General features: G+C 35.8%; 13 protein-coding genes, 1 tRNA gene and 1 pseudogene. 5 read left to right on the forward strand and 10 right to left on the reverse strand.

The window, feature by feature from the left end:
- Positions 1–23 precede the first annotated feature (23 nt).
- The 3 genes and pseudogenes from nrfD to ACGK9U_RS00230 form a co-directional block, all read right to left on the reverse strand.
- Positions 24–1,445: pseudogene (gene nrfD / locus ACGK9U_RS00220) on the reverse strand (NrfD/PsrC family molybdoenzyme membrane anchor subunit); the annotation flags it as partial.
- 95 nt (positions 1,446–1,540) lie between these two features.
- The gene (locus tag ACGK9U_RS00225; RefSeq protein ID WP_394464336.1) at positions 1,541–4,633 is read right to left on the reverse strand and encodes a TAT-variant-translocated molybdopterin oxidoreductase; all 3,093 of its coding nucleotides are present in this window, start codon (positions 4,631–4,633) and stop codon (positions 1,541–1,543) included.
- A 33-nt stretch (positions 4,634–4,666) separates the two neighbouring features.
- Entirely contained in the window at positions 4,667–5,962 is a 1,296-nt protein-coding gene (locus ACGK9U_RS00230) for a cytochrome c3 family protein (RefSeq protein ID WP_394464847.1), read from the reverse strand.
- Positions 5,963–6,176: 214 nt separating this feature from the next.
- Here ACGK9U_RS00230 and ACGK9U_RS00235 point away from each other — a divergent pair, with 214 nt between their 5' ends.
- Positions 6,177–6,566, forward strand: a complete 390-nt coding sequence (locus ACGK9U_RS00235; RefSeq protein WP_394464337.1) for an SPOR domain-containing protein — start codon at positions 6,177–6,179, stop codon at positions 6,564–6,566.
- An 88-nt stretch (positions 6,567–6,654) separates the two neighbouring features.
- Here the strand turns inward: ACGK9U_RS00235 and infB are convergent, their stop codons facing one another.
- Genes infB through rimP form a run of 3 tightly spaced genes read right to left on the reverse strand, consistent with a single transcriptional unit; the run spans position 6,655 to position 11,184 of the window.
- Positions 6,655–9,447: a translation initiation factor IF-2 gene (gene infB / locus ACGK9U_RS00240; protein ID WP_394464338.1), complete on the reverse strand. Its 2,793-nt coding sequence runs from the start codon at positions 9,445–9,447 to the stop codon at positions 6,655–6,657.
- 29 nt (positions 9,448–9,476) lie between these two features.
- A complete protein-coding gene (gene nusA / locus ACGK9U_RS00245) occupies positions 9,477–10,709 on the reverse strand; it encodes a transcription termination factor NusA (RefSeq protein WP_117174726.1) in 1,233 nt (410 codons plus the stop codon).
- Positions 10,710–10,722: 13 nt separating this feature from the next.
- Complete coding sequence (rimP, locus tag ACGK9U_RS00250; protein ID WP_394464339.1) at positions 10,723–11,184, reverse strand: ribosome assembly cofactor RimP; 462 nt, start codon at positions 11,182–11,184, stop codon at positions 10,723–10,725.
- Positions 11,185–11,318: 134 nt separating this feature from the next.
- On the opposite strand from rimP, the gene ACGK9U_RS00255 reads away from it, so the two are divergent.
- Positions 11,319–12,143, forward strand: coding sequence for a universal stress protein (locus ACGK9U_RS00255; protein ID WP_394464340.1), 825 nt, complete (start codon positions 11,319–11,321; stop codon positions 12,141–12,143).
- Positions 12,144–12,206: 63 nt separating this feature from the next.
- On the opposite strand, the gene ACGK9U_RS00260 is transcribed toward ACGK9U_RS00255, so the two are convergent.
- A tRNA-Gln gene (locus ACGK9U_RS00260) sits at positions 12,207–12,279 on the reverse strand.
- Positions 12,280–12,432: 153 nt separating this feature from the next.
- On the opposite strand from ACGK9U_RS00260, the gene ACGK9U_RS00265 reads away from it, so the two are divergent.
- Entirely contained in the window at positions 12,433–15,750 is a 3,318-nt protein-coding gene (locus ACGK9U_RS00265) for a protein O-mannosyl-transferase family (protein ID WP_394464341.1), read from the forward strand.
- Between the two features lie 3 nt (positions 15,751–15,753).
- Positions 15,754–16,419, forward strand: coding sequence for a polysaccharide deacetylase family protein (locus ACGK9U_RS00270; protein ID WP_394464342.1), 666 nt, complete (start codon positions 15,754–15,756; stop codon positions 16,417–16,419).
- A 22-nt stretch (positions 16,420–16,441) separates the two neighbouring features.
- On the opposite strand, the gene ACGK9U_RS00275 is transcribed toward ACGK9U_RS00270, so the two are convergent.
- The 3 genes from ACGK9U_RS00275 to ACGK9U_RS00285 form a co-directional block, all read right to left on the reverse strand.
- Positions 16,442–17,851: a hypothetical protein gene (locus ACGK9U_RS00275; RefSeq protein ID WP_394464343.1), complete on the reverse strand. Its 1,410-nt coding sequence runs from the start codon at positions 17,849–17,851 to the stop codon at positions 16,442–16,444.
- Between the two features lie 144 nt (positions 17,852–17,995).
- Positions 17,996–18,292, reverse strand: a complete 297-nt coding sequence (locus tag ACGK9U_RS00280) for a thioredoxin family protein (RefSeq protein WP_394464344.1) — start codon at positions 18,290–18,292, stop codon at positions 17,996–17,998.
- 131 nt (positions 18,293–18,423) lie between these two features.
- Positions 18,424–19,659, reverse strand: coding sequence for a metallophosphoesterase (locus tag ACGK9U_RS00285; RefSeq protein ID WP_394464345.1), 1,236 nt, complete (start codon positions 19,657–19,659; stop codon positions 18,424–18,426).
- Between the two features lie 191 nt (positions 19,660–19,850).
- Here ACGK9U_RS00285 and polA point away from each other — a divergent pair, with 191 nt between their 5' ends.
- The gene (gene polA, locus ACGK9U_RS00290; protein WP_394464346.1) at positions 19,851–22,700 is read left to right on the forward strand and encodes a DNA polymerase I; all 2,850 of its coding nucleotides are present in this window, start codon (positions 19,851–19,853) and stop codon (positions 22,698–22,700) included.
- Positions 22,701–22,706 lie beyond the last annotated feature (6 nt).

Genomic DNA, 22,706 nt, shown 5'->3' on the forward strand with positions numbered 1-22,706 from the left:
TTGTTGTTATTTACTTTATCTCCAGAGGTTCTTGCATCTGCACCAGTTCCTACTAAACTATTACCTGCCTCTCTTAAATTTTTATACTTTTCTCCAGAAGATTTTAAAATGGTTTTAACCTCGGCCTGTGCAATTACAGGGAATGTTCTTGAATACAATAGGAATAAGACAAAGAAGAATCCTATAGTTCCTATAAATATACCTATATCTACAAATGTTGGAGAGAACATGGTCCATGAAGATGGCAAGTAATCTCTATGTAACGATGTCACGATGATTACAAAACGCTCAAACCACATTCCTATATTTACTACAATTGAGATAAAGAATGAGAACATGATACTTGTTCTTAGTTTCTTGAACCACATAAATTGTGGAGAGAATACGTTACACGTCATCATCGCCCAATATGCCCACCAGTAAGGACCAGTTGCTCTGTTTAAGAATGCGTATTGTTCGTATTCAACACCGGAATACCATGCAATAAATAACTCTGTAATATAAGCCACACCTACAATAGAACCAGTAATCATGATTACAATGTTCATCAACTCGATGTGTTGTACGGTGATATAATCTTCAAGGTTACACACTTTTCTCATGATGATAAGAAGTGTATTTACCATGGCGAATCCTGAGAATACCGCTCCAGCAACGAAGTATGGAGGGAAAATAGTGGTATGCCAACCTGGGATTACCGAGGTTGCGAAGTCAAAAGATACAATAGTATGTACAGAAAGTACAAGTGGTGTTGCTAAACCTGCAAGTACCAAAGATACTTCTTCAAAACGTTGCCAATCTTTAGCACGACCAGACCAACCAAAACTTAAAATAGAGTATATTTTCTTTTGGAAAGGCTTAATAGCTCTATCACGTAGCATAGCGAAATCTGGAAGTAAACCTGTCCACCAGAATACTAATGATACTGATAAGTATGTTGAAATTGCAAATACGTCCCAAAGTAATGGTGAGTTAAAGTTTACCCATAACGAACCAAACTGATTCGGGATTGGTAATACCCAGTATCCTAACCATGGACGACCCATGTGAATAATTGGGAATAAACCTGCTTGAACTACCGAGAAGATGGTCATCGCCTCTGCAGAACGGTTAATGGCCATTCTCCATTTTTGGCGGAACAATAAAAGTACCGCAGAAATAAGTGTTCCTGCGTGACCAATACCAACCCACCAAACGAAGTTAGTAATATCCCAAGCCCAACCTACGGTTTTATTTAAACCCCAAGTTCCAATACCTGTTGATATGGTATATAAAATACATCCAATACCCCAAAGAAAAGCTGCTAGTGAAATACCAAAAACTATCCACCATTGTTTGTTTGCTTTTCCTTCTACTGGTTTAGCCACATCCACAGTAACGTCGTGATATGATTTTTCGCCTGTAACTAAGGGTCTTCTAATAGGTGCTTCGTAATGAGACGCCATTTCTTAATTGTTTATTTGTTTATTTGTTTAAGCGCTTATTTGTTTAAAAGACACTATGCTTTTTAAACTTTTTACTTTCAAACTTTTTACTTGATTTATGCTTCAGTTGTATTTCTCACTTTTGTTTGATACATCACATTTGGTTTAACCCCTACATGCTCTAACAAGTGGTACATACGTTTATCTTCTTTAAGTTTTGCAACTTTACTTTCTTTATCGTTGATGTCTCCAAAAACCATGGCACCACTTCCACAAGCTGCAGAACATGCTGTTTGGAATTCTCCATCTTTAATTTCACGTCCATCACGTTTAGCATCAAGAATTGTTTTTTGTGTTTTTTGAATACACATAGAACATTTTTCCATAACACCACGAGAACGCACCACTACATCTGGATTTAATACCATACGACCTAAATCATCATTCATATGGTAATCAAACTCATCATTACCATTGTACAAGAACCAGTTGAAACGACGTACTTTATAAGGACAGTTGTTTGCACAATATCTAGTACCTACGCAACGGTTGTAAGCCATGTGGTTTTGACCTTGACGGCCATGAGAAGTTGCTGCCACAGGACATACAGTTTCACAAGGCGCATGGTTACAGTGCTGACACATTACTGGTTGGAATGCTACTTGTGGGTTTACAGAAGCATGTTCCATTTCACCAAATTCGCTTAACGAACTTCCTAATCCAGAAATATTATCTTTTTTCTCGTTATCACCTTCAAAAGATTCTTCAGATGAATAATATCTATCGATACGCAACCAATGCATATCGCGGCTACGGCGCACTTCTGTTTTACCAACTACTGGTACATTATTTTCAGCGTGACAAGCAATAACACAAGCACCACATCCTGTACAAGCATTTAAGTCGATTGACAAGTTGAAATGATGCCCTATGGAGCGATCAAATTCATCCCATAAATCTACATCTGGAGATGTTACTGGAGTTTCTTTATGATTTAAAGATACTACAGGAACAGCGTTCCAATGTTTTTTATCTTTGGTATTGAAGATTTCTAAAGACGTTTCTTTAATGATATCACCACGTCCCATTAAGGTATTATGTAACTGTACCGATGCAAATTCATGCTCACCAGTAGCAGCTTCTATAGTAACATTTTGTACCGTGTTAAAATCTTTATATAATGCATAGGCATTAACACCCGTTTGCATTTCTTCTTTTAATCCTTTAGTTTTTCCATAACCAAACGCTAAACCAACGGAGCCTTTAGCTTGCCCTGGTTGAATCATTACTGGAGCCGTAATAGTGGTTCCTTTTACAGTAACTTTAGCATAACTACCATTTAAGGCACCGTTAGCAACGTGCTTGTTCATTAAACCTAATTCATCAGCATCAGCTTTTGAAATGGTTAAATAGTTATCCCAAGATGTTCTTGTAATAGGGTCTGGAAACTCTTGTAACCATGGGTTATTGGCTTGTTGCCCATCACCCATACCTACTTTGGTATATAATGTTAATTCTAAGCCTGATTTTTTAGCTGAAGCAGCTAATGCACTAGCAACATTTCCTGAAGGTGTTTCTGCAGATGTTTCAGCATCCGATGTATTTTCTGTTTCAGTAGCAATGGCTCCAACATAAACACCATCATGTAGTGCTTGGTTGAATGAACTACCACCTAAAATAGTCGTTCCCCAAGTTTCTTTAATATAATCGTGATAAGAAACATCGCTTCCGTTCCATTTTAATAAAGCCTCTTGAAATTGTCTGGTTTTGAATAACGGACGAATAGCTGGCTGTGTTAAAGCATAATGTCCCTTTTTCAATTCCACATCGCCCCAAGATTCTAGATAATGAGGTGCTGCTGCAACGTATTGGGTTTCTGATGCGGTTTCATCAACTTTCATTGAGAACGCAATAGATAATTCTGTTTTTTTCAATCCTGCTACAAAATCTGAAGCATTTGGCAACGTGTAAACTGGATTTACACCACTCATAATAATGGCTCCAACTTTACCTGCCTTCATATCAGCAACTAAATTTAAAACCGCTTTATCATTACCTTGTCTTGTTTTAATAGGTGTTTTTGGATCGAACGCTTTACTATTTAAAAAAGCATTTAATTCTAAAACAACAGTTTGTGCATTTACATCTTGAATTCCTGTAACTACAACTCCTTTGCCTCCTGCTTTCTTTAATTGAGCTGCTGCTTTTTTAACGGCATCTTCAATATGTGATGGTAAACTTCCTGATACAGAACCACCAACTACATAACTATATAATTTAGCTAAAGCTATTTTTTGTTCACTTGGTGTTAATGGCACACGCTTATCTGCATTGGCACCAGTTAAAGACATATTAGACTCAAACTGAATGTGACGAGACATCTCACCATTTTGTGGAATTTTGTTTTTTGAGTAACCAGAATCAAAACCACCACCTTGCCAATCGCCTAAGAAATCGGCACCAACGGAAACGATGGTCATGGCTTTAGAGAAATCGTAATTAGCTAAACCACGCTCTCCATATTTTGCTTGGTAAGCATCCAACGCAGCCGATTCTGAAACAGCATCATATACTACGTGGCGAACATTACCGTATTTTTCTTTGAATTCAGAAATTAACTTGCTTGTAGAAGGACTTGCAAATGTTTGTGTAAGCAACACAATTTCTTTACCAGCTACTTTTAAATCGGTTAATTTTTGATTTGTTTCTTTATCAAATGTACTCCAAGAAATAGAAGCACCTCCTTTTTTAGGCCCTTGCACTCTTAAACTATCGTACAATCCTAAAACCGAAGCATTAACTCTAGCGTTTGCTGTTCCATTAACAGCTGCTAAAGTGTTATTTTCAATTTTAATGGGACGACCTTCACGCGTTTTAACTAAAACACTAGCAAAATCAAATCCGTCTGCAATAGTTGTTGCATAGTAGTTAGCAACACCAGGAATAATTTCTTGAGGCTGTACCACATAAGGAATAGATTTAACAACAGGTCCTTCGCATGCAGCTAAAGAAGCAGCAGCTGTACTAAACCCTACATATTTTAAGAAATCGCGACGTGTAGTAGAACTTGCTTCCAGTGTATCTTTATCACCTAAAAATTCATCAGCAGGAATTTGTTCTACAAACTCGTTTTGTTTTAGCGTCTCAACAATAGAACTATTCTCGTTTAGCTCTTCAACACTTTTCCAGTATTTCTTGTTTGATGACATATTATATAATTGAATTACTTCTTATTAAATTTATTAATAGTGGCATTTACCACATTCTAAACCACCCATTTGAGCAGCAGTTAACTTATCTACACCATACTTTTTAGATAATTCTTCATGAATTTTAGTATAGTAAGCATTATCTTTTACGTTAACATCGGTAGTTCTATGACATTCAATACACCAACCCATAGTTAATGGTGCATGTTGAGAAACCACTTCCATTTCTTCAATTGGACCGTGACATGTTTGACATTCTACACCAGCAACAGTAACGTGTTGTGAATGGTTAAAGTAAACAAAATCAGGCAAGTTATGAATACGTACCCATTTTACAGGCTGCGAATTTCCTGTGTATTTTTGTTCAGCATCATCCCAACCAGCTGCTTTGTATAGTTTTTTAATTTCACCATCATAGAATTCTTTAGAATGCTCTGGAGTCGTTTCTCCATTATATTCATAAATTGATTTATGACAGTTCATACAAACATTTAAAGATGGAATTCCTGAAGTTTTACTTGTTCTTGCAGAAGAGTGACAGTATTTACAATCGATACCGTTATCACCTGCGTGAATTTTATGTGAAAAATGAATTGGCTGCACTGGTTGGTACCCTTGATCTACACCAACCTGCATTAAATATCCATAAACAAAATAGGCACTAGACAACAAAAAGAATATAGCAACAACCAACATTAAAAATTGGTTCTGAACAAATGCTTTCCAAAGCGGTGTTCTTTTTGTTTCTGCCGGCAATTCGATATTTTGAGCCTGAGCAAAACGACGCAATGTTTTGTTCACTAAAAACAATCCAGACGCTAGCAATATAAATAGAATTGCTAAAGCACCTAAGATGATTTCATTTGAAACACCTCCTGTTGAAGCAGCACCATCTGTAGCAACTGCAGCTCCACCAGCAGCGGCAGCAGGAACTTCTGCTTTCACCTCAGCAGTGTAAGCTAGAATATTATCTATATCTTCATTAGATAATTGTGGAAATGCCGTCATAGCTGCACCACCATACTCGTTATACACTTTGTTTCCGTAAGCATCGCCAGACTTAATAACTCCCGGACTGTTTTTTACCCAAGCATAAATCCAATCTTTATCCAAACCTTGTTCGTCTGCTAAACGCGCTTCTACGTTACGCAAAGCAGGACCTGTCATTTTTTTATCTAATTGATGACATGCCGCACAATTGGCATTAAATAATGATTTTCCTTTTGCCGGATCTCCTTGAGCAGAAAGCGAGCTTGTAAACGCTAATAATAAAACTAAGCTAACACGAAGAATGTTTACACTTAATTTACGGTGAATCACCTTTCTCATATTGTTGGTCAAATTAACTTCTAAACTTTGGTATGATTTTTTCATTTAACAATTGAAAAAAATACAGTTAAAAAAATCTCTCGCAAAAGTAATACTTAAAGTCGATTTGGGAAATGTTAGAGAACTGTTAATTGATAATTTAGAGAGATTCTAAATAACTAAAACAACCTAAATTAAGTTTTTAACGTATACATTTGTATAAATATATTTGAAAATGAAATCATTGAATTTAAAAATTAGCACATTAAGCATTCTCACTTTTATTATAACAACAGGCTATTGTTTTTCCCAACAGGGAAGTGTTGTTGTAAATCAGGACAAAAAAATAACCACTTTGCTTGAGGTTAAAAAAGAAATGAACAAAAACGAACCTGATTCTGATAGATATAAAATACAAATTTACTCAGGAAATCGTTCCAGTGCGGAATCTGCACAAAGGGAATTCAACTCAAATTTTACCGATTGGAAAGCTACGCTTGAATATGAAACCCCTAATTTCAAAATTTGGGCTGGCAACTACAGAACACGTTTAGAAGCAGACCGTGCTTTGAAAAAAATTAAAAACAAATTTCCTGCGGCTTTTATTTTTAGACCTAAGAAATAAAGATCCTTAGAGCTTTAGAGTTATAGAATGTTAGAAGCATAAAAAAAAGCGACCAATTGGTCGCTTTTTTTATTTATTGAACTTAAAATTATTTAAGTTTCTTTTTAACTTCCACTTGATGAAAAGCTTCAATGATATCTCCCTCTTGAATATCGTTGTAGTTTTTAATTTGCATACCACAATCGAAACCTTTGGTCACTTCTTTCACATCATCCTTAAAGCGTTTTAACGAAGCTAATTCTCCAGTAAACACTACCACGCCATCTCTAATTAAACGTACACTTGAACTTCTAAGAATTTTTCCACTAGTTACCATACAACCGGCAATACTACCAATTTTGGTTACTTTAAATATTTCTCTTATTTCAGCAGTACCTAAAATTTCTTCTTTGAATTCAGGAGACAACATGCCTTCCATCGCATCTTTAAGATCGTTGATGGCATCGTAAATGATTGAATATGTTCTAATATCAATTTCTTCTTTATCGGCAATCATTCTTGCATTTCCAACAGGGCGTACATTAAATCCAATAATAATAGCATCGGAAGCAGAGGCTAATAACACATCGCTTTCGGTAATGGCACCAACACCTTTATGTAAAATATTTACTTGAATTTCTTCAGTTGATAATTTTTGGAACGAATCGGTTAATGCTTCCACAGAACCGTCCACATCACCTTTAAGGATGATATTCAATTCTTGGAAATCACCTAGTGCAATACGACGACCTATTTCATCTAAAGTAATATGACGTTGCGTTCTAACAGATTGCTCACGTTGTAATTGCGCACGTTTTGAAGCTATTTGTTTCGCTTCGCGTTCATCTTCAAATACGTTGAATTTATCACCCGCTTGTGGCGCACCATCTAAACCTAATATAGACACTGGTGTTGAAGGACCTGCTGTTACAACGTTATTACCACGTTCGTCATGCATCGCTTTTACCTTACCGCTATTTCTTCCAGCTAACACATAATCTCCTACTCGAAGTGTTCCTGCTTGTACTAGAATAGTTGCAACGTATCCACGTCCTTTGTCTAAAAATGCTTCAACCACCGTACCAAGTGCTGGCTTATTTGGATTTGCTTTCAACTCTAACAATTCAGCTTCAAGCAATACTTTTTCTAATAATTCTTTTACGCCTGTTCCTACTTTAGCAGAAATATCGTGCGATTGGATTTTACCACCCCAATCTTCAACCAGTAAATTCATTTGTGCTAATCCTTCTTTAATTTTTTCAGGATTTGCTGCTGGCTTATCTATTTTATTGATAGCAAACACAATAGGCACACCTGCTGCTTGCGCATGGGCAATGGCCTCTTTGGTTTGTGGCATGATATCATCATCGGCCGCAGCCACAATAATAGCAATATCGGTTACTTGTGCACCACGAGCACGCATTGCGGTAAACGCTTCGTGACCCGGTGTATCTAAAAATGCAATTTTTTGTCCGTTATCCAATTCTACACCATAGGCACCAATATGCTGTGTGATACCTCCAGATTCTCCGGCAATTACATTCTCTTTACGTATATAATCCAGAAGCGATGTTTTACCATGATCGACGTGACCCATTACGGTTACAATTGGCGCTCTTGGTTTTAAATCTTCTTCTTTATCTTCAAATACCTCTATAGATTCTTCAATATCGGCTGTTACAAATTCTACTTCATATCCAAACTCATCAGCAACGATAGATAATGTTTCAGCATCCAAGCGCTGATTCATGGTAACCATCATTCCTAAAGACATACATGCCGAAATAATTTGGGTAACCGATACATCCATCATGGTTGCAACTTCACTTGCAGTAACAAACTCAGTAACTTTTAGAATTTTACTTTCTGCTGCTTCTTGCTCTAAGTTTCTTTCGGTTTGATCTCTATGTTGATCTCTTTTATCTCTTCTATATTTTGCGCCTTTACCCTTAGAAGACTTTCCTTGAAGTTTTTCTAAAGTTTCGCGTACTTGCTTTTTAACATCCTCATCACTAGGATCTTCTTTAACAATTGGACGTCTTGACTGCCCCGGTTTATTACCTTTATAACGGTCGTTACCTGGTCTGTTGGAATCACCTCTGTTGTCGCCTCCTGGTTGCGGGCCACCAACTTTACTGATACGTCTACGTTTTTTCTTGTTGGCTGAAGCTGCATCACCAGGTTTAGCATCTGGCTTCTTATCTTCTTTCTTTTTCTTGGGCTTGTTAAACTGAGATAAATCAATTTTATCTCCGGCTATTTTTGGCCCTGTAAGTTTTTGGTATTTGGTTTTTACTTTTTCTTCAGGAATTAATTCTCCTTCTGAGTTGGTAATTACTTTACCTTCTGCCGCTTCCGTTTTGCCTGAAGGCTCAACTGTTTTCGGTTTTTCGGTTTTAACTGGTACAGTTTCTTCCTCCTTTTTAACCGTTTCAACAACTTGAGGTTTTGACTCTTCTTTAGCTGGTTCCTTTTCAACAACCACTTCTTTAGGAGCTTCTACCTTTTTCTCTTCTTCCTTTGGGACCGGTGGAGTTTCATTGGATTTTTTAGAATCTAAATCGATTTTACCAACCTGCTTTGGTCCTGAAAGTGTTTTAGAGGCTTTTATGACTTCTTCTCTCTTGGCTACCTCTTTTTGTTTTTCTTCAAGTTCACGCTCGCGTTGCTCGCGCAACACTTCTTTCTCTTTTAATTTTGCTTCACCAACTTCTTTAGACGCTACTTTTTTGTTAGCATCCGTTTGAAATTCGTTTGAAAGAATTGCGTGTACCTCTTCTGATATTTTAGTATTCGGACTTTTTTCAACATCAACCCCCTTTGATTCTAAAAAATCAACGGCACGGTCAATAGAAATATTGAGTTCGCGTAATACTTTATTTAATCTAATTGTGTCAGCCATAAATTGCCTTTAAAATACTCAAATATATGTTATTCTTCAAATTCTTCTCTAAGAATTCTAATAACGTCTTTAATTGTTTCTTCTTCTAAATCGGTTCTTTTTACTAAATCGTTTACATCTTGCTCTAAAATACTTTTTGCAGTATCTAATCCAGCTTTACTAAACTCTTCAATAATCCACCCTTCTATTTCATCAGAGAACTCCCTTAACTCTACATCTTCTTCTGCTCCTTCTCTAAACACATCTATTTCATAGCCCGTTAATTGGCCTGCCAAACGAATGTTATGACCACCTCTACCAATGGCTTTACTAACTTCCTCTGGTTTTAAAATAACCTCAGCGCGTTTAGTTTCTTCATTTATTTTTATTGAAGTCACTCTTGCAGGGCTTAGCGCTCTTGTTATGTATAATTGTAAATTATTTGTATAATTAATTACATCAATATTTTCGTTCCCTAATTCACGAACAATACCATGAATTCTTGAACCTTTCATACCAACACATGCGCCCACAGGATCGATTCTATCATCATAGGAATCTACAGCCACTTTTGCTTTTTCTCCTGGTATTCTCACTACGTTTTTAATAGTAATTAACCCATCAAAAACTTCAGGTATTTCTTGTTCAAAAAGTTTTTCTAAAAAAGCAGGAGACGTTCTAGACATGATGATGGTTGGTTTTGCACCTTTTAACTCCACACTATCTACAACACCTCTTACATTATCACCTTTTCTGAAGAAATCTGAAGGGATTTGTTTTTCCTTTGGAAGCACAATTTCGTTTCCTTCATCATCCAATAAAATAACAGCTCTGTGACGAATATGATGCACTTCTGCCGTATAAATTTCACCGATTAAATCTTTAAATTGTTTAAAAACAATAGTGTTATCGTGTTCATGAATTTTAGAAATAAGGTTTTGGCGCAATGCTAAAATAGCACGTCTTCCTAAATGGATAAGCTTCACTTCTTCCGACACCTCTTCTCCTACCTCAAAATCTGGCTCAATTTTACGCGCTTCAGATAATGAAATTTCTTGGTTTGGTTCTTCAACCTCGCCATCGGCAACTACAACTCTATTTCTCCAAATTTCCAAATCACCTTTATCAGGGTTTACGATAATATCGAAATTATCGTCATCGCCATATTTCTTTTTTAAGGCACTTCTAAACACATCCTCTAAAATAGCCATTAACGTTACTCTGTCAATTAACTTATCGTCTTTGAATTCTGAAAAAGATTCAATTAACGCGATATTCTCCATAACTCCTATTGAATTAAAATTTAATCATAACTTTTGCTTCTACAATGTCTTCGTAAGCGATATTCGCTTGTTTTTTCACAGTCACTTTACCCTTTCCTACTGGTTTTGGCTCTCTAACTTTCCACTCTAATGTAATATCTGTATCGGTTGCTTTTGTAAGTACCCCTTCTATTTTCTCTGAAGTGGTTCGTACTATTAGCTCCCTTTTTAAATTCTTGTTGTACTGCCTTTTGTTTATTAAAGGCGATGTAGCTCCAGCAGACATGACTTCTAAAGAAAAATCATATTCTTCTCTATCTAGATTATGCTCAATAGCTCTACTAACAAACATACAGTCTTCAACTAAAACGCCATTGTCGCCATCAATTACAATGTTTATATGATTATCTCCTTGTATTGAGAAATCAATTAAAAACAAATCTGGTCGTTCAATTAACGCAGCATCTAATAAATCTTTAACGGTATTTTTAAACATTTTTTTTATGAAAAGAGGGGACTTTCCGTCCCCTCTTTCTTTAATTTTAGCCTTTCAACGGTGCAAATATATAATATTTTATTGATTTCTAAAGTAATATTTCATAAATTTAGGTAATTCTTACTTATGAAATTATGAAAAAAATACTTGTCCCTACCGACTTTTCTACCCAAGCTGAAAACGCTTTAAAGGTAGCCGCACAATTAGCAAAAAAGCATGATTGTGAATTATATTTATTGCATATTCTTGAAGTACCCATACATACTGTTGATGCATTAAGCACATACAACGATTTACCTGAAGCTATGTTTTTTATGAAACTTGCCCATAAAAGATTTGAAGAATTAAAGGCTAAAGATTATTTAAAAGACTTGGTAATACATGAGCATGTGGAATTTCATGAGATTTTTAAAGGCGTTTTTCATGTTTGTAAAAAAAAGCATATCGACTTGGTTATTATGGGGTCTAACGGCGCTAGCGGACTAAAAGAAATGCTGATTGGTAGTAATACAGAAAAAGTGGTACGCACCTCTGAAACTCCTGTACTGGTTATTAAAAACGAACATAAAACATTTAAGACCAAACATTTTGTATTCGCTTCTGACTTTAACGAAGAAAGTATAGAACCATTTAAAAAAGCCATTGTATTTGCCAATATGTTTAGTTCTAAAATGCATTTACTTATGGTGAACACACCCAATCATTTTATCACATCTAGCGATGCCCAAAATAGAATACAAAACTTTATTAAAGACATAAAAATGCCAAATCACACGATTAATATTTACAACGATGTGACTATTGAAACTGGCATTATGAATTTTTCGCAATCTATTGACGCTGATATTATTGGAATGAGCACTCATGGCAGACAAGGTATTTCACATTTCTTTAATGGCAGCATTAGTGAAGATTTAGTAAACCACGCGAAGCGGCCTGTAATTACTTTTAAGATATAACTATTAAGACTCCTTAAAAACAAAAACCCTAACATATCTCAGTTAGGGTTTTTTCAATTTTTGTTGGCTTACTAGGGCTCGAACCTAGACTCTTCTGGACCAAAACCAGACGTGTTGCCAGTTACACCATAAGCCAATGTGTAATTGAGCGTGCAAATTTAGTACAAAGTTTTATTTTTGCAAGCATTTTTTTGAAAAATTATTACGAACACTTAACGTTTACTTAAAAACGTACTCAATACCATATTTATTATTAAATTCGCCTCAGTAAATAAATACAACAATTTTTATGACCGATTTCAATTTTAAAAAATGGAATACCATTTTAGGATGGTTCACTTTTTTAATCGCTCTTATTACTTATAGTTTAACCGTAGAGCCTACCGTAAGTTTTTGGGATGCAGGCGAATACATATTAACTTCAGCTAAATTACAAGTAGGCCACCCACCGGGAGCACCGCTATTTCAAATGCTTGGTGCCTTCTTTTCTATGTTCGCTTTAGAGCCTTCGCAAGTTGGTTTTATGATGAATATGATGAGTGCCATATCTAGTGCTTTCACTATTTTGTTTATGTTTTGGACCATTACTTTGCTGTTAAAAAAGCTAGCTGGGAATAAAAAAGAAATAACAAAAGATAAATATTTAGCCATTTTAGGCAGTGGCGTTGTGGGTAGTTTAGCTTTTACCTTTACCGATTCATTTTGGTTTAACGCTGTTGAAACTGAAGTGTATGCCATGGCTACTTTAATTATGGCGGCTATGTTTTGGCTTGGGTTGCGTTGGGAACAAGATATGCACAAACCTAGAGGAAACCGTTGGCTTATATTAATTGCTTTTATTATTGGGCTTTCGTTTGGGGTACATTTTATGGGCTTATTAACCATTCCTGCTATTGGACTTATTTATTACTTCAAAAATTATAAAACCATTACCATTAAAAATTTCATTATTGCTAATGTGGTTTCGGTAGCTATATTATTGTTCATATTTAAATTGTTAGCGCCTAACATTCTTAAAATATTCAGTGTTTTCGAAATCTTCTTTGTCAACTCTATTGGGCTTCCTTTTAATTCAGGGTCTGTTATTGCCGGCATTTTATTAGTTGCCATCATTTACTATGTATTAAACTATACACATAAAAAAGGCATGGTTCACCTTAACACGGGTATTTTGTGCGTTACCTTTATTATTATTGGATTTTCAACATGGTTGATGCTTCCTATTCGTGCTAATGCCGATGTGGTTATTAATGAAAACAATCCGTCGAGTGCCAGAGAATTACTGGCGTATTATAATTTAGAACAGTATCCTGAAACACACTTGTTTTATGGCCCTCAGTTTACCGACCAATATGCTTATTTAGATGAAAACAATCCGTACGTAGATGATAAACCTAAATACGAAAAAGACGAAGCCAAAGGCAAGTACGTTGTAGTAAACGATTATAAAAAAGCAAAACAAAATTACAACTCCAAACACGCATCCATTCTTCCGCGTATGTGGAGTTCAGAACACGCCGAAAACTACATGATGTTTTCTGGGTTTTTAGATTTTAAGCTAAAACCCGAATATCAAATGGAAAACGAATTGCGTACAGCTATCAACAATTTCAAAAATGATGTTGCTAAAGGCAGTGTAGATTATGAAGATTACAACAACTTCTTAAAGCGCTTTAAAAGCTATATCGATATTGAAAAACCTTCATTGGCTAGCAACATCAAATACATGTTCGAATACCAATTAGGCTATATGTACTGGCGCTATTTTATGTGGAATTTTTCTGGAAGACAAGATGATATTCAAGGAAGGTATGATAACCACGGAAACTGGATAACCGGTATAAAACCATTGGACGAAAAACTTTTAGGGCTTTCGCAGGACAATTTACCAAGTGATGTAAAAAACAATAAAGGCAGAAACACCTATTATTTATTACCTTTTCTTTTAGGGCTTATAGGCTTCTTCTTTTTGTTCAATAAAGACAAAAATCTGTTTTGGGTTCTCTTGGTATTTTTCCTTTTCACAGGAATCGCTATTCAGGTTTACACTAATGTACGCCCTTTTGAACCGCGTGAACGCGATTACTCGGTAGTAGGCTCCTTTTATGTGTTTGCCATTTGGATTGGATTTGGCGTTTATGCCCTGTTTGATGCGCTCAAAAAATACGCTTCACCTAAAATTTTAGCTCCGGCAATTTCTATCATCTGTTTAATATTGGTTCCAGGTATTTTAGCCGCAAACAATTGGGACGACCACGACCGATCAGACAAATACACCGCCAGATCTATGGCAAAAATGTATTTAGATTCTTGTGCCGAAAATGGCATTTTATTCACCATTGGAGATAACGACACCTTTGCACTTTGGTACGCCCAAGAAATTGAAGGCTACAGAACCGATGTACGCGTGGTAAACACCAGCCTATTCCAAACCGACTGGTATATAGACCAAATGAAACGAAAAGCTTATGAAAGCGACCCGATTCCGTCACAACTAACCCACGACCTTTATAAATATGGCACTAACGACTATATTATTATTGAACCTGTTGTAAAAGACACGTTGCCGGTTAAAAAGTTTTTAGACTTTATTGCCAATACTGACCCAAGAACTAAATACAAGCACATATTGGAACAAAAAGGTGTGGATATTTCGCAAGTAGTAAGGCAACAAGATTTAACGGCCAGTTATTTGCCAACGGAAGTTTTAAGAATTCCTGTAAACAAAGAAAATGCTTTAAAATCTGGCATTGTAAAACCTAAAGATGCCGATAAAATTGTTCCTTACATTGATATAAAACTAACGGGAGGCGCTTTATACAAAAACAGGTTGTTGATGCTTGATATTGTTGCCAATAACGAATGGAAGCGTCCTATTTACTTTACTGGAGGAAGCTTTGGAGACGACGATTATATTTGGATGAAAGACTACCTGCAATTAGACGGTATGTGCTATAAGTTAGTACCTATCAAAACACCTGTAGATAGAGCAAACCCATTTGATATGGGACGTGTTGATAGTGATTTGATGTATGAAAAAGTAAAAAAATGGGATTGGGGCAATAGTGGTGGAGACATCTATCACGACCCTGAAACCCGTAAAAACTCTATTACTTATAGAGGCAATTTAGCACGATTAATTGAGCAGTTACTTACTGAGAAAAAATTTAAAAAAGCAGAAGAAATAGCAGATATAGCTATGACCAATATGCCCGTTGAACATTTTGGGTATTACACCCTTTTAGAACCTTACATTAGTGCTTACTATGAAGTTGGCAACAAAGAAAAAGCTCAGAAATTATTTAAAGAGGTGGCTAAAAAATACCAAGAAAATTTAACCTATTACAGCAAATTAAAAACCTCAAATCAGGAGCGTATGTTTGAAGATATTTATACCGACATTGAACGCTATAAAGGCTTGATAAATGTTTTGGTGAAATACGACCCAAAATTTGCAGAAAAAGAAGGAGATGTATTTAACAACCATTTAATGTTATTTAAACATTTTTATGGAGGACAAGGGGAGCAAGATGAAATACCTGATACACCACAAACAGATTTTGACATGCCTATTAACGATAGTAATACAGACTTAACAACGGAGTAAGGCATGACCTTAACACCTGTAAAAACACCATTAGTCGCCAAAAAGATGTTCCCAAACTATGTTTGGGACATCGCAACTGATGATAAAGTTATTTACCTCACTTTTGATGATGGTCCTACGCCCAAAATCACAAACTGGACTTTAAATACTTTAAAAGAGTACAATGCAAAGGCCACTTTTTTTTGTATTGGGAATAATATTGAAAAACACCCAGATATCTTTCAAAACATTTTAGATGATGGACATACTATTGGAAACCACACGCACAACCACATTAAAGGTTGGAAAACAAAGGCTGCAGAGTATCTTGAAAATGTTAATCTATGCGAAACTGTTATCAAAAATCAAATTTCGAGTTCATCAATCATCAATCAAAAATCGTCAATCGTAAATCTATTCCGCCCTCCTTACGGACAAATAACCCCTAAACAAGGAAAAGAACTCATTGCTTTAGATTATAAAATAATTATGTGGGATGTACTTTCTTTTGATTGGGATCAATCAGTATCTAAAGAAACCTGTTTTAACAATGTGATTTCAAAAGCTACAAACGGTAGTATAGTTGTGTTTCACGATAGTTTTAAAGCATCTAAAAACATGACATATTCTTTACCATTGTTATTGGAGTATTTCACCAAAAAGGGCTTTATCTTTGAATCTTTAAAATAACCAAGTAGAAAACAAATACTTTCTACCTTAGGGAAACACTTAACTTGGTTAATAAGGTTGAAGAATCGTTCGTTTGATTTTCTACCCAAACTTCAATATAATCATTCACATTCATAAAAACCGAACCTATTAAAGTGAAGTTGCCAATATCATTATTTACAAATCGTCTTTCAGCAGAAATTGAAGGTTGTTGAACACCGTTTTTGTAAATATAATATGCAAAAACTCTATTACCTCCTGTAGTATGGTCAACAGTACCTGTACAGATGATCTCAAAGTTTCTTGGCTTTGAACCTGTATATGTCAGTCTATTGTTTGCTGCTGTAACCCTAAATAAATTAGATTGGGTAGTAGTTCCTAAAATTTTAGTTGGTGTATTAACCGCTGTAAACGCAGTATTAGTAGCGTTTCCGTTCATATTATAATATCCTGTAGCAACATCATCACTTTCTTTAGGAATTCCAGGGCAATTAACCGACCAGTTTTTATTAAAATTAAACCCTGTAAAAGATCCACTAGTATATTTCTTGATGTATGTAGTACTTGACCCTGCAAAACTAACACCTAACATAACGCCATTAGTTACTGTTGGATTGCTGCTAACATCAATGCCAACAGCAGTTCCATTTACATCACAAAGTCCACTTGCCTTTTCAATGAGTGTGAAGGTTCCCGTATATGTTTCAAAAGTACCTGTGTTATTACCAAACCAGGCCACATTACTTAATAAAAGATTTGTTATGTTATTATAGGTTATGCCTGTAGTGTTTCCTAAAAACTGCACAACACTTAAAAAAACAACTCCAAAACCAGATATAGAACCAATAGAATTACACCCTGAAACAATACAATCCCTGAAAATTAAATTTTGTGTAGTAGCTCCTGTTAAAGAAAAAAGTGTTCCACCTGGTACTGTAAGTGTTAGGTTTTTGATATTCCCCCCTGTTGTACCTGTAAACATAGTACCACCTGATTTCACCAAAATATCTTCATTAGTATCACGCCCTGTTAAATAGGCATTATTCAAATCAATTGGTTGTGCCAATGTAATGGTTCCATTAATTTCATAAAGTGTATTGGAACTTAAAAGATATTTTGTTCCTCCACCTGCCGTAAGTTCTGCACTTAAATCAGCAGCAGATTTTATAAGTTTATAATTATTTCTAATATTGGAATCTAATTTTATCCAAACACTCGATTTGTAAAAATAGAATGCATTTTCGGTAGTATCATAAACGAATAATCCGTTAGCAGGATTAGAAATGGCTATTCTCTGAGCTGTAGTCATTCTTGGAGTTAAAACACCCTGTGTTGTTGAGGTCATGTCCAATATGGCAGAAGCATTGGGAGTAGTGGTTCCAATTCCAACTTGGGCACATAATAGGTTACTAACTAAAATGCCAAGAAATATTAGCAGGGAATTTATTTTCATTGTAAGCAGGGATTTAGGGACTGAGCTATTATTAAAAACAACCTATATAAAGGTATGGAATTTTTATAAACAAGCGTTCATTTCATCAAAAAAATCGATGAAATACACTATTGAAAATAAAAGGTAAGTTACTGATTTGAAGAACTAAACATACTTCTGAATGATACTGATAAGAGTATTGGCGTCTTGCTCACCACTTTGGCGCCATTTCATTTCGCCATCTTTATAAATAATTAATGTTGGCAGTGTTTTTACGCGCAAAGCTTCGGCAAGCTCGTTGTTTTTTTCAACGTCAATTTTAATTACTTTAGCCTTATCTCCAAGTGCCGCAGCCACATCTCTTAAAACGGCATGCATTGCAGTGGACTGGTCATTCCAATCTGTGAAAAATTCTAACAAAACAGGAATTTCTACATCAATTAGTTCCCCAAATTTTGACATACTCTATTGTTTATTAGTCAAATGTACTTATACAAACCTACGCATTTTTTCGAAAATATCAACAAACACAGTGTTTAGAATGTATTATAATAAAAATAAGGAATTACTTTGGATAATAAAAATATAAAAAACTAGGCTGTTGCTGTGCCTTTTTTAAGCTCGATTACCGTTATTTCTGGCCATATACCAACACGCCCAGGAAACGCCAAATAGCCAAAACCTCTATTTACATTTATGTATTGCCCCATTTCTTTATAAATACCTGCCCAATATTTATAGCGCCATTTTACAGGACTCCATTTAAACCAACCCGGTATTTCTATACCAAACTGCATACCGTGGGTGTGACCGCTTAGGGTTAAGTGATATTTATAGTCATCTTTAATTACAACTTTTTCCCAATGTGTTGGGTCGTGGCTCATTAGAATTTTAAAATCGTTCGCGTTTACGTTTTGTGAGGCTTTCTTTAAATCGCCCGTTTGCTTAAAACCACCTGTGCCCCAATTTTCAACACCTACTAAAGCAATGCGCTCACCATTTCTTTCAATAAATCGACTTTCATTTAACAATACATTGAAACCTATTTGCCTTTGAAGTGTTTTTAAATATTCTAAGTTTTCATGTTTGGCTTCTTTTGATTCCCAAGAAATATAATCACCGTAATCATGATTTCCTAATACCGAAAACAACCCGTCTTTAGCTTTTAACTTGTTAAACACATTCATATAGGGCAAAAGTTCATCTGCTTTGTTGTTCACCATATCGCCCGTAAATAATATCACATCACTTTCCTGCTCGTTTATTAAATTTACCGCATAGTTTATCTTTTCAATATCATCAAAACTTCCGGAATGTATATCGCTAATTTGGGTGAGTTTATAACCATCAAACGCGTCTGGCAAATCTTCAAAAGTTAATGTGTATTTAAGCACTTTATAATTGTATTTCCCTTTATAAATGCCATAGATTATGGAAGCCAACGGAATTGCCGCTATGCCCAAAGCTATTTGACTAACAAATTGGCGGCGCGATGCAAAATAATTTCCTTCGGCGGTGTTCCCCTCGGTAAAATAACGATAAATAGCTTGGGGCACCCTAAAAATATCTTCGGCAAACATCCCCAAAAAAAGAATCATTTTAGGCACTAAAATGGCTATAAAAAACCCAAAAGCATAGGCATGAGCATGGGAAAACCCATCTCTTCTATTAAATCCAAAGTAGTTAAACACAAAATTACCAACAACCAAAAAGGAAATTACCCAATATAATATATGTACCCAATTATTTTTTGAAACCGTTTTAAATGCCTGAAAAGCATATAAATCTAAAATCCCATAAATAACTAGAAAAATAATCCAACGAAGCATAATTATAAAATTAGTCCGTAAAGTTACTCATTTCACTTTTTTATTTTCTTAGGAAACTGTTAAACGTTTGATTCATTCTTTTTTATATTCAAGGTTAAAAATTTTATACTTAATAATGATCAATCACACGCCTCGAAACCGTAAATCAAAAATACTTTTCGTAGTTTTGGTTTTCTATCAAAACAAACAATATGTCCGATCAAAAACGTCTTTTTTTAGTTGATGCTTATGCTTTAATTTTCCGTGGGTATTATGCCTTTATAAAAAACCCAAGAATCAATTCAAAAGGCGTTGACACCTCTGCCATTATGGGTTTTATGAACTCGCTTTTAGATGTTATAAAACGTGAACGACCAGACCATTTAGCTGTTTGTTTTGATAAAGGTGGAAGTGCCGATAGGGTTGAAATGTTTGAAGCTTACAAAGCCAATAGAGACGAAACTCCAGAAGCCATAAAAATTGCCATCCCTTACATCCAAGATATTCTTAAAGCAATGCACATTCCTATTATGGTAAAAGAAGGTTTTGAGGCCGATGACGTTATTGGAACGCTTTCTAAACAAGCCGAAAAAGAAGGTTATAAAACCTTTATGGTAACGCCCGATAAAGATTTTGCGCAATTGGTTTCCGAAAATATTTTTATGTACCGTCCCGTTTTTGGCGGTGGTTACGAAACCTGGGGCATTGAAGAAGTTAAGAAAAAATTTGAAGTTGAAGACCCGCTGCAAGTGATTGACTTTTTAGGCATGATGGGCGATTCCAGCGACAATATTCCAGGACTTCCTGGAGTAGGCGAAAAAACAGCTAAGAAACTTTTAGCGGAATACGGCAGTATGGAAAACCTTTTGGCCAATACCCACGAACTAAAAGGTAAAATGAAAGAGAAAATTGAAGGGGCTAAAGAATTAGGGTTGCTTTCCAAAAAATTGGCGACCATCATGCTGGATGTACCCGTAACTTTCCATGCCAAGGATTTTGAATTGGACCAACCCGATTTACCCAAAGTAACCGAGATTTTTCAAGAATTGGAATTTAGACAACTGCTTGCCAATTTTGAAAAAACATTTGCGGTTGAAGCTGCATCTTCTGAAACTACTTCAGCTTCAAACACAACAGAAATAAAAGCAACACCTAAAGAAACAGTTTCGGCAGGCGCAGGACAATTTTCATTGTTTGGTGGCGATATTTCTACTTCTAAAGAAACAGAAACCGTTTCTGAATTCACCCGAAAGACAGCCGAAACAACCTCGCATTTTTACCAAAGTGTCGCCTCTGGTATGGCAACCAAACTGTTTATTAAAAACTTAATGAACCAAAAGTCGGTATGTTTTGATACGGAGACTACCGATATCAATCCACTTACGGCAGAATTGGTTGGTATCGCTTTTTCTTGGGAAGTTGGCAAAGGATTTTATTTACCTTTTCCTGAAAACAAAGATGAAGCACAAGAACTTATTGAACAATTGCGTCCGTTTTTCGAAAATGAAAGCATTCAAAAAATTGGTCAGAATTTAAAATATGATATTAAGGTTTTGGCAAAATACCATGTGGAGGTAAAAGGCAAACTGTTCGATACCATGTTGGCACATTATTTAATTAACCCCGATATGCGCCACAATATGGATGTGTTGGCAGAAACCTATTTGAATTACACACCCATTTCCATTGAAAACTTAATAGGTAAAAAAGGAAAAAACCAGTTATCGATGCGCGATGTTCCTTTAGAAAAACAAACCGAATATGCTGTTGAAGATGCTGATATTACCCTTCAACTAAAAGAACATTTTGAAAAAGAATTGGGCGAAGCCAATACCCAAAAACTGTTTGATGATATTGAAATTCCGTTGCTTCGTGTTTTGGCTGCTATGGAATTGGAAGGCATTAATTTAGATGAAAAGTTCCTAAATTCACTTTCAGAACAACTTGAAAACGACATCAAAGACTTGGAAACCAAAATATACGCCGAAGCTGGTGAAGCGTTCAATATAGCTTCCCCAAAACAACTAGGCGATATTTTGTTCGATAAATTAAAATTGGTGGATAAACCAAAGAAAACCAAAACGGGTCAATACGCCACATCGGAAGATATTTTGAGTTATTTGGCAAAAGACCACGCCATTATTCAGCATATTTTAGATTTTAGAGGTTTATCGAAACTAAAAAGCACTTATGTAGATGCTTTGCCAACCCAGGTAGAACCATCAACTGGCAGAGTGCATACCGATTATATGCAAACTGTTGCCGCCACTGGGCGACTTTCAAGCAACAACCCAAACCTTCAAAATATCCCTATTCGTACCGAACGCGGAAGACAAGTTAGAAAAGCATTCATTCCGCGAAGCGAAGACTATATTTTACTAGCTGCCGATTATTCTCAAATTGAACTGCGTATTATTGCGGCTTTAAGCAAGGAAGAAACCATGATGAACGCTTTTAAAAATGGCGAAGATATTCATGCCTCCACAGCTTCAAAAGTATTTAATGTGCCTATTGAAGAAGTTACGCGCGAACAACGTAGCAATGCAAAAACCGTAAACTTTGGGATTATTTATGGTGTTTCGGCTTTCGGGTTAAGCAATCAAACCGATTTAAGCAGAAGCGAATCCAAAGAATTGATAGATACTTATTACGCAACCTACCCAAAATTACGTAATTACATGAGCGAGTTGGTCGATTTTGCCCGCGATAATGGCTATGTGCAAACCGTTTTGGGTCGTCGTCGATATTTAAACGATATCAATTCCAGAAATGCGGTGGTTCGTGGTGCTGCCGAGCGTAATGCGGTTAACGCACCCATACAGGGTAGTGCTGCCGATATTATTAAAATAGCCATGATTAATATTTACGAGAAGCTTCAAGCAGGTAATTTCAAAACAAAAATGCTGTTGCAGGTGCATGATGAGTTGGTTTTTGATGTGTACAAACCCGAATTGGAAACCATTAAAACCCTGGTAAAAACTGAAATGGAAAACGCCTATAAATTGGACGTACCTTTAGATGTTGAGTTAGGTGTTGGAAATGATTGGTTAGAGGCACACTAATAATTT

This window comes from Mariniflexile sp. HNIBRBA6329, from assembly GCF_043558645.1.
Taxonomy (GTDB): Bacteria; Bacteroidota; Bacteroidia; order Flavobacteriales; family Flavobacteriaceae; genus Mariniflexile.

Excerpts from the sequence above, each read along its gene's own strand:
- ACGK9U_RS00225 (WP_394464336.1), bottom strand. The coding sequence starts at position 4,633 with ATGTCATCAAACAAGAAATACTGGAAAAGTGTTGAAGAGCTAAACGAG.
- ACGK9U_RS00230 (WP_394464847.1), bottom strand. The coding sequence starts at position 5,962 with ATGAGAAAGGTGATTCACCGTAAATTAAGTGTAAACATTCTTCGTGTT.
- ACGK9U_RS00235 (WP_394464337.1), top strand. The coding sequence starts at position 6,177 with ATGAAATCATTGAATTTAAAAATTAGCACATTAAGCATTCTCACTTTT.
- infB (WP_394464338.1), bottom strand. The coding sequence starts at position 9,447 with ATGGCTGACACAATTAGATTAAATAAAGTATTACGCGAACTCAATATT.
- nusA (WP_117174726.1), bottom strand. The coding sequence starts at position 10,709 with ATGGAGAATATCGCGTTAATTGAATCTTTTTCAGAATTCAAAGACGAT.
- rimP (WP_394464339.1), bottom strand. The coding sequence starts at position 11,184 with ATGTTTAAAAATACCGTTAAAGATTTATTAGATGCTGCGTTAATTGAA.
- ACGK9U_RS00255 (WP_394464340.1), top strand. The coding sequence starts at position 11,319 with ATGAAAAAAATACTTGTCCCTACCGACTTTTCTACCCAAGCTGAAAAC.
- ACGK9U_RS00265 (WP_394464341.1), top strand. The coding sequence starts at position 12,433 with ATGACCGATTTCAATTTTAAAAAATGGAATACCATTTTAGGATGGTTC.
- ACGK9U_RS00270 (WP_394464342.1), top strand. The coding sequence starts at position 15,754 with ATGACCTTAACACCTGTAAAAACACCATTAGTCGCCAAAAAGATGTTC.
- ACGK9U_RS00275 (WP_394464343.1), bottom strand. The coding sequence starts at position 17,851 with ATGAAAATAAATTCCCTGCTAATATTTCTTGGCATTTTAGTTAGTAAC.
- ACGK9U_RS00280 (WP_394464344.1), bottom strand. The coding sequence starts at position 18,292 with ATGTCAAAATTTGGGGAACTAATTGATGTAGAAATTCCTGTTTTGTTA.
- ACGK9U_RS00285 (WP_394464345.1), bottom strand. The coding sequence starts at position 19,659 with ATGCTTCGTTGGATTATTTTTCTAGTTATTTATGGGATTTTAGATTTA.
- polA (WP_394464346.1), top strand. The coding sequence starts at position 19,851 with ATGTCCGATCAAAAACGTCTTTTTTTAGTTGATGCTTATGCTTTAATT.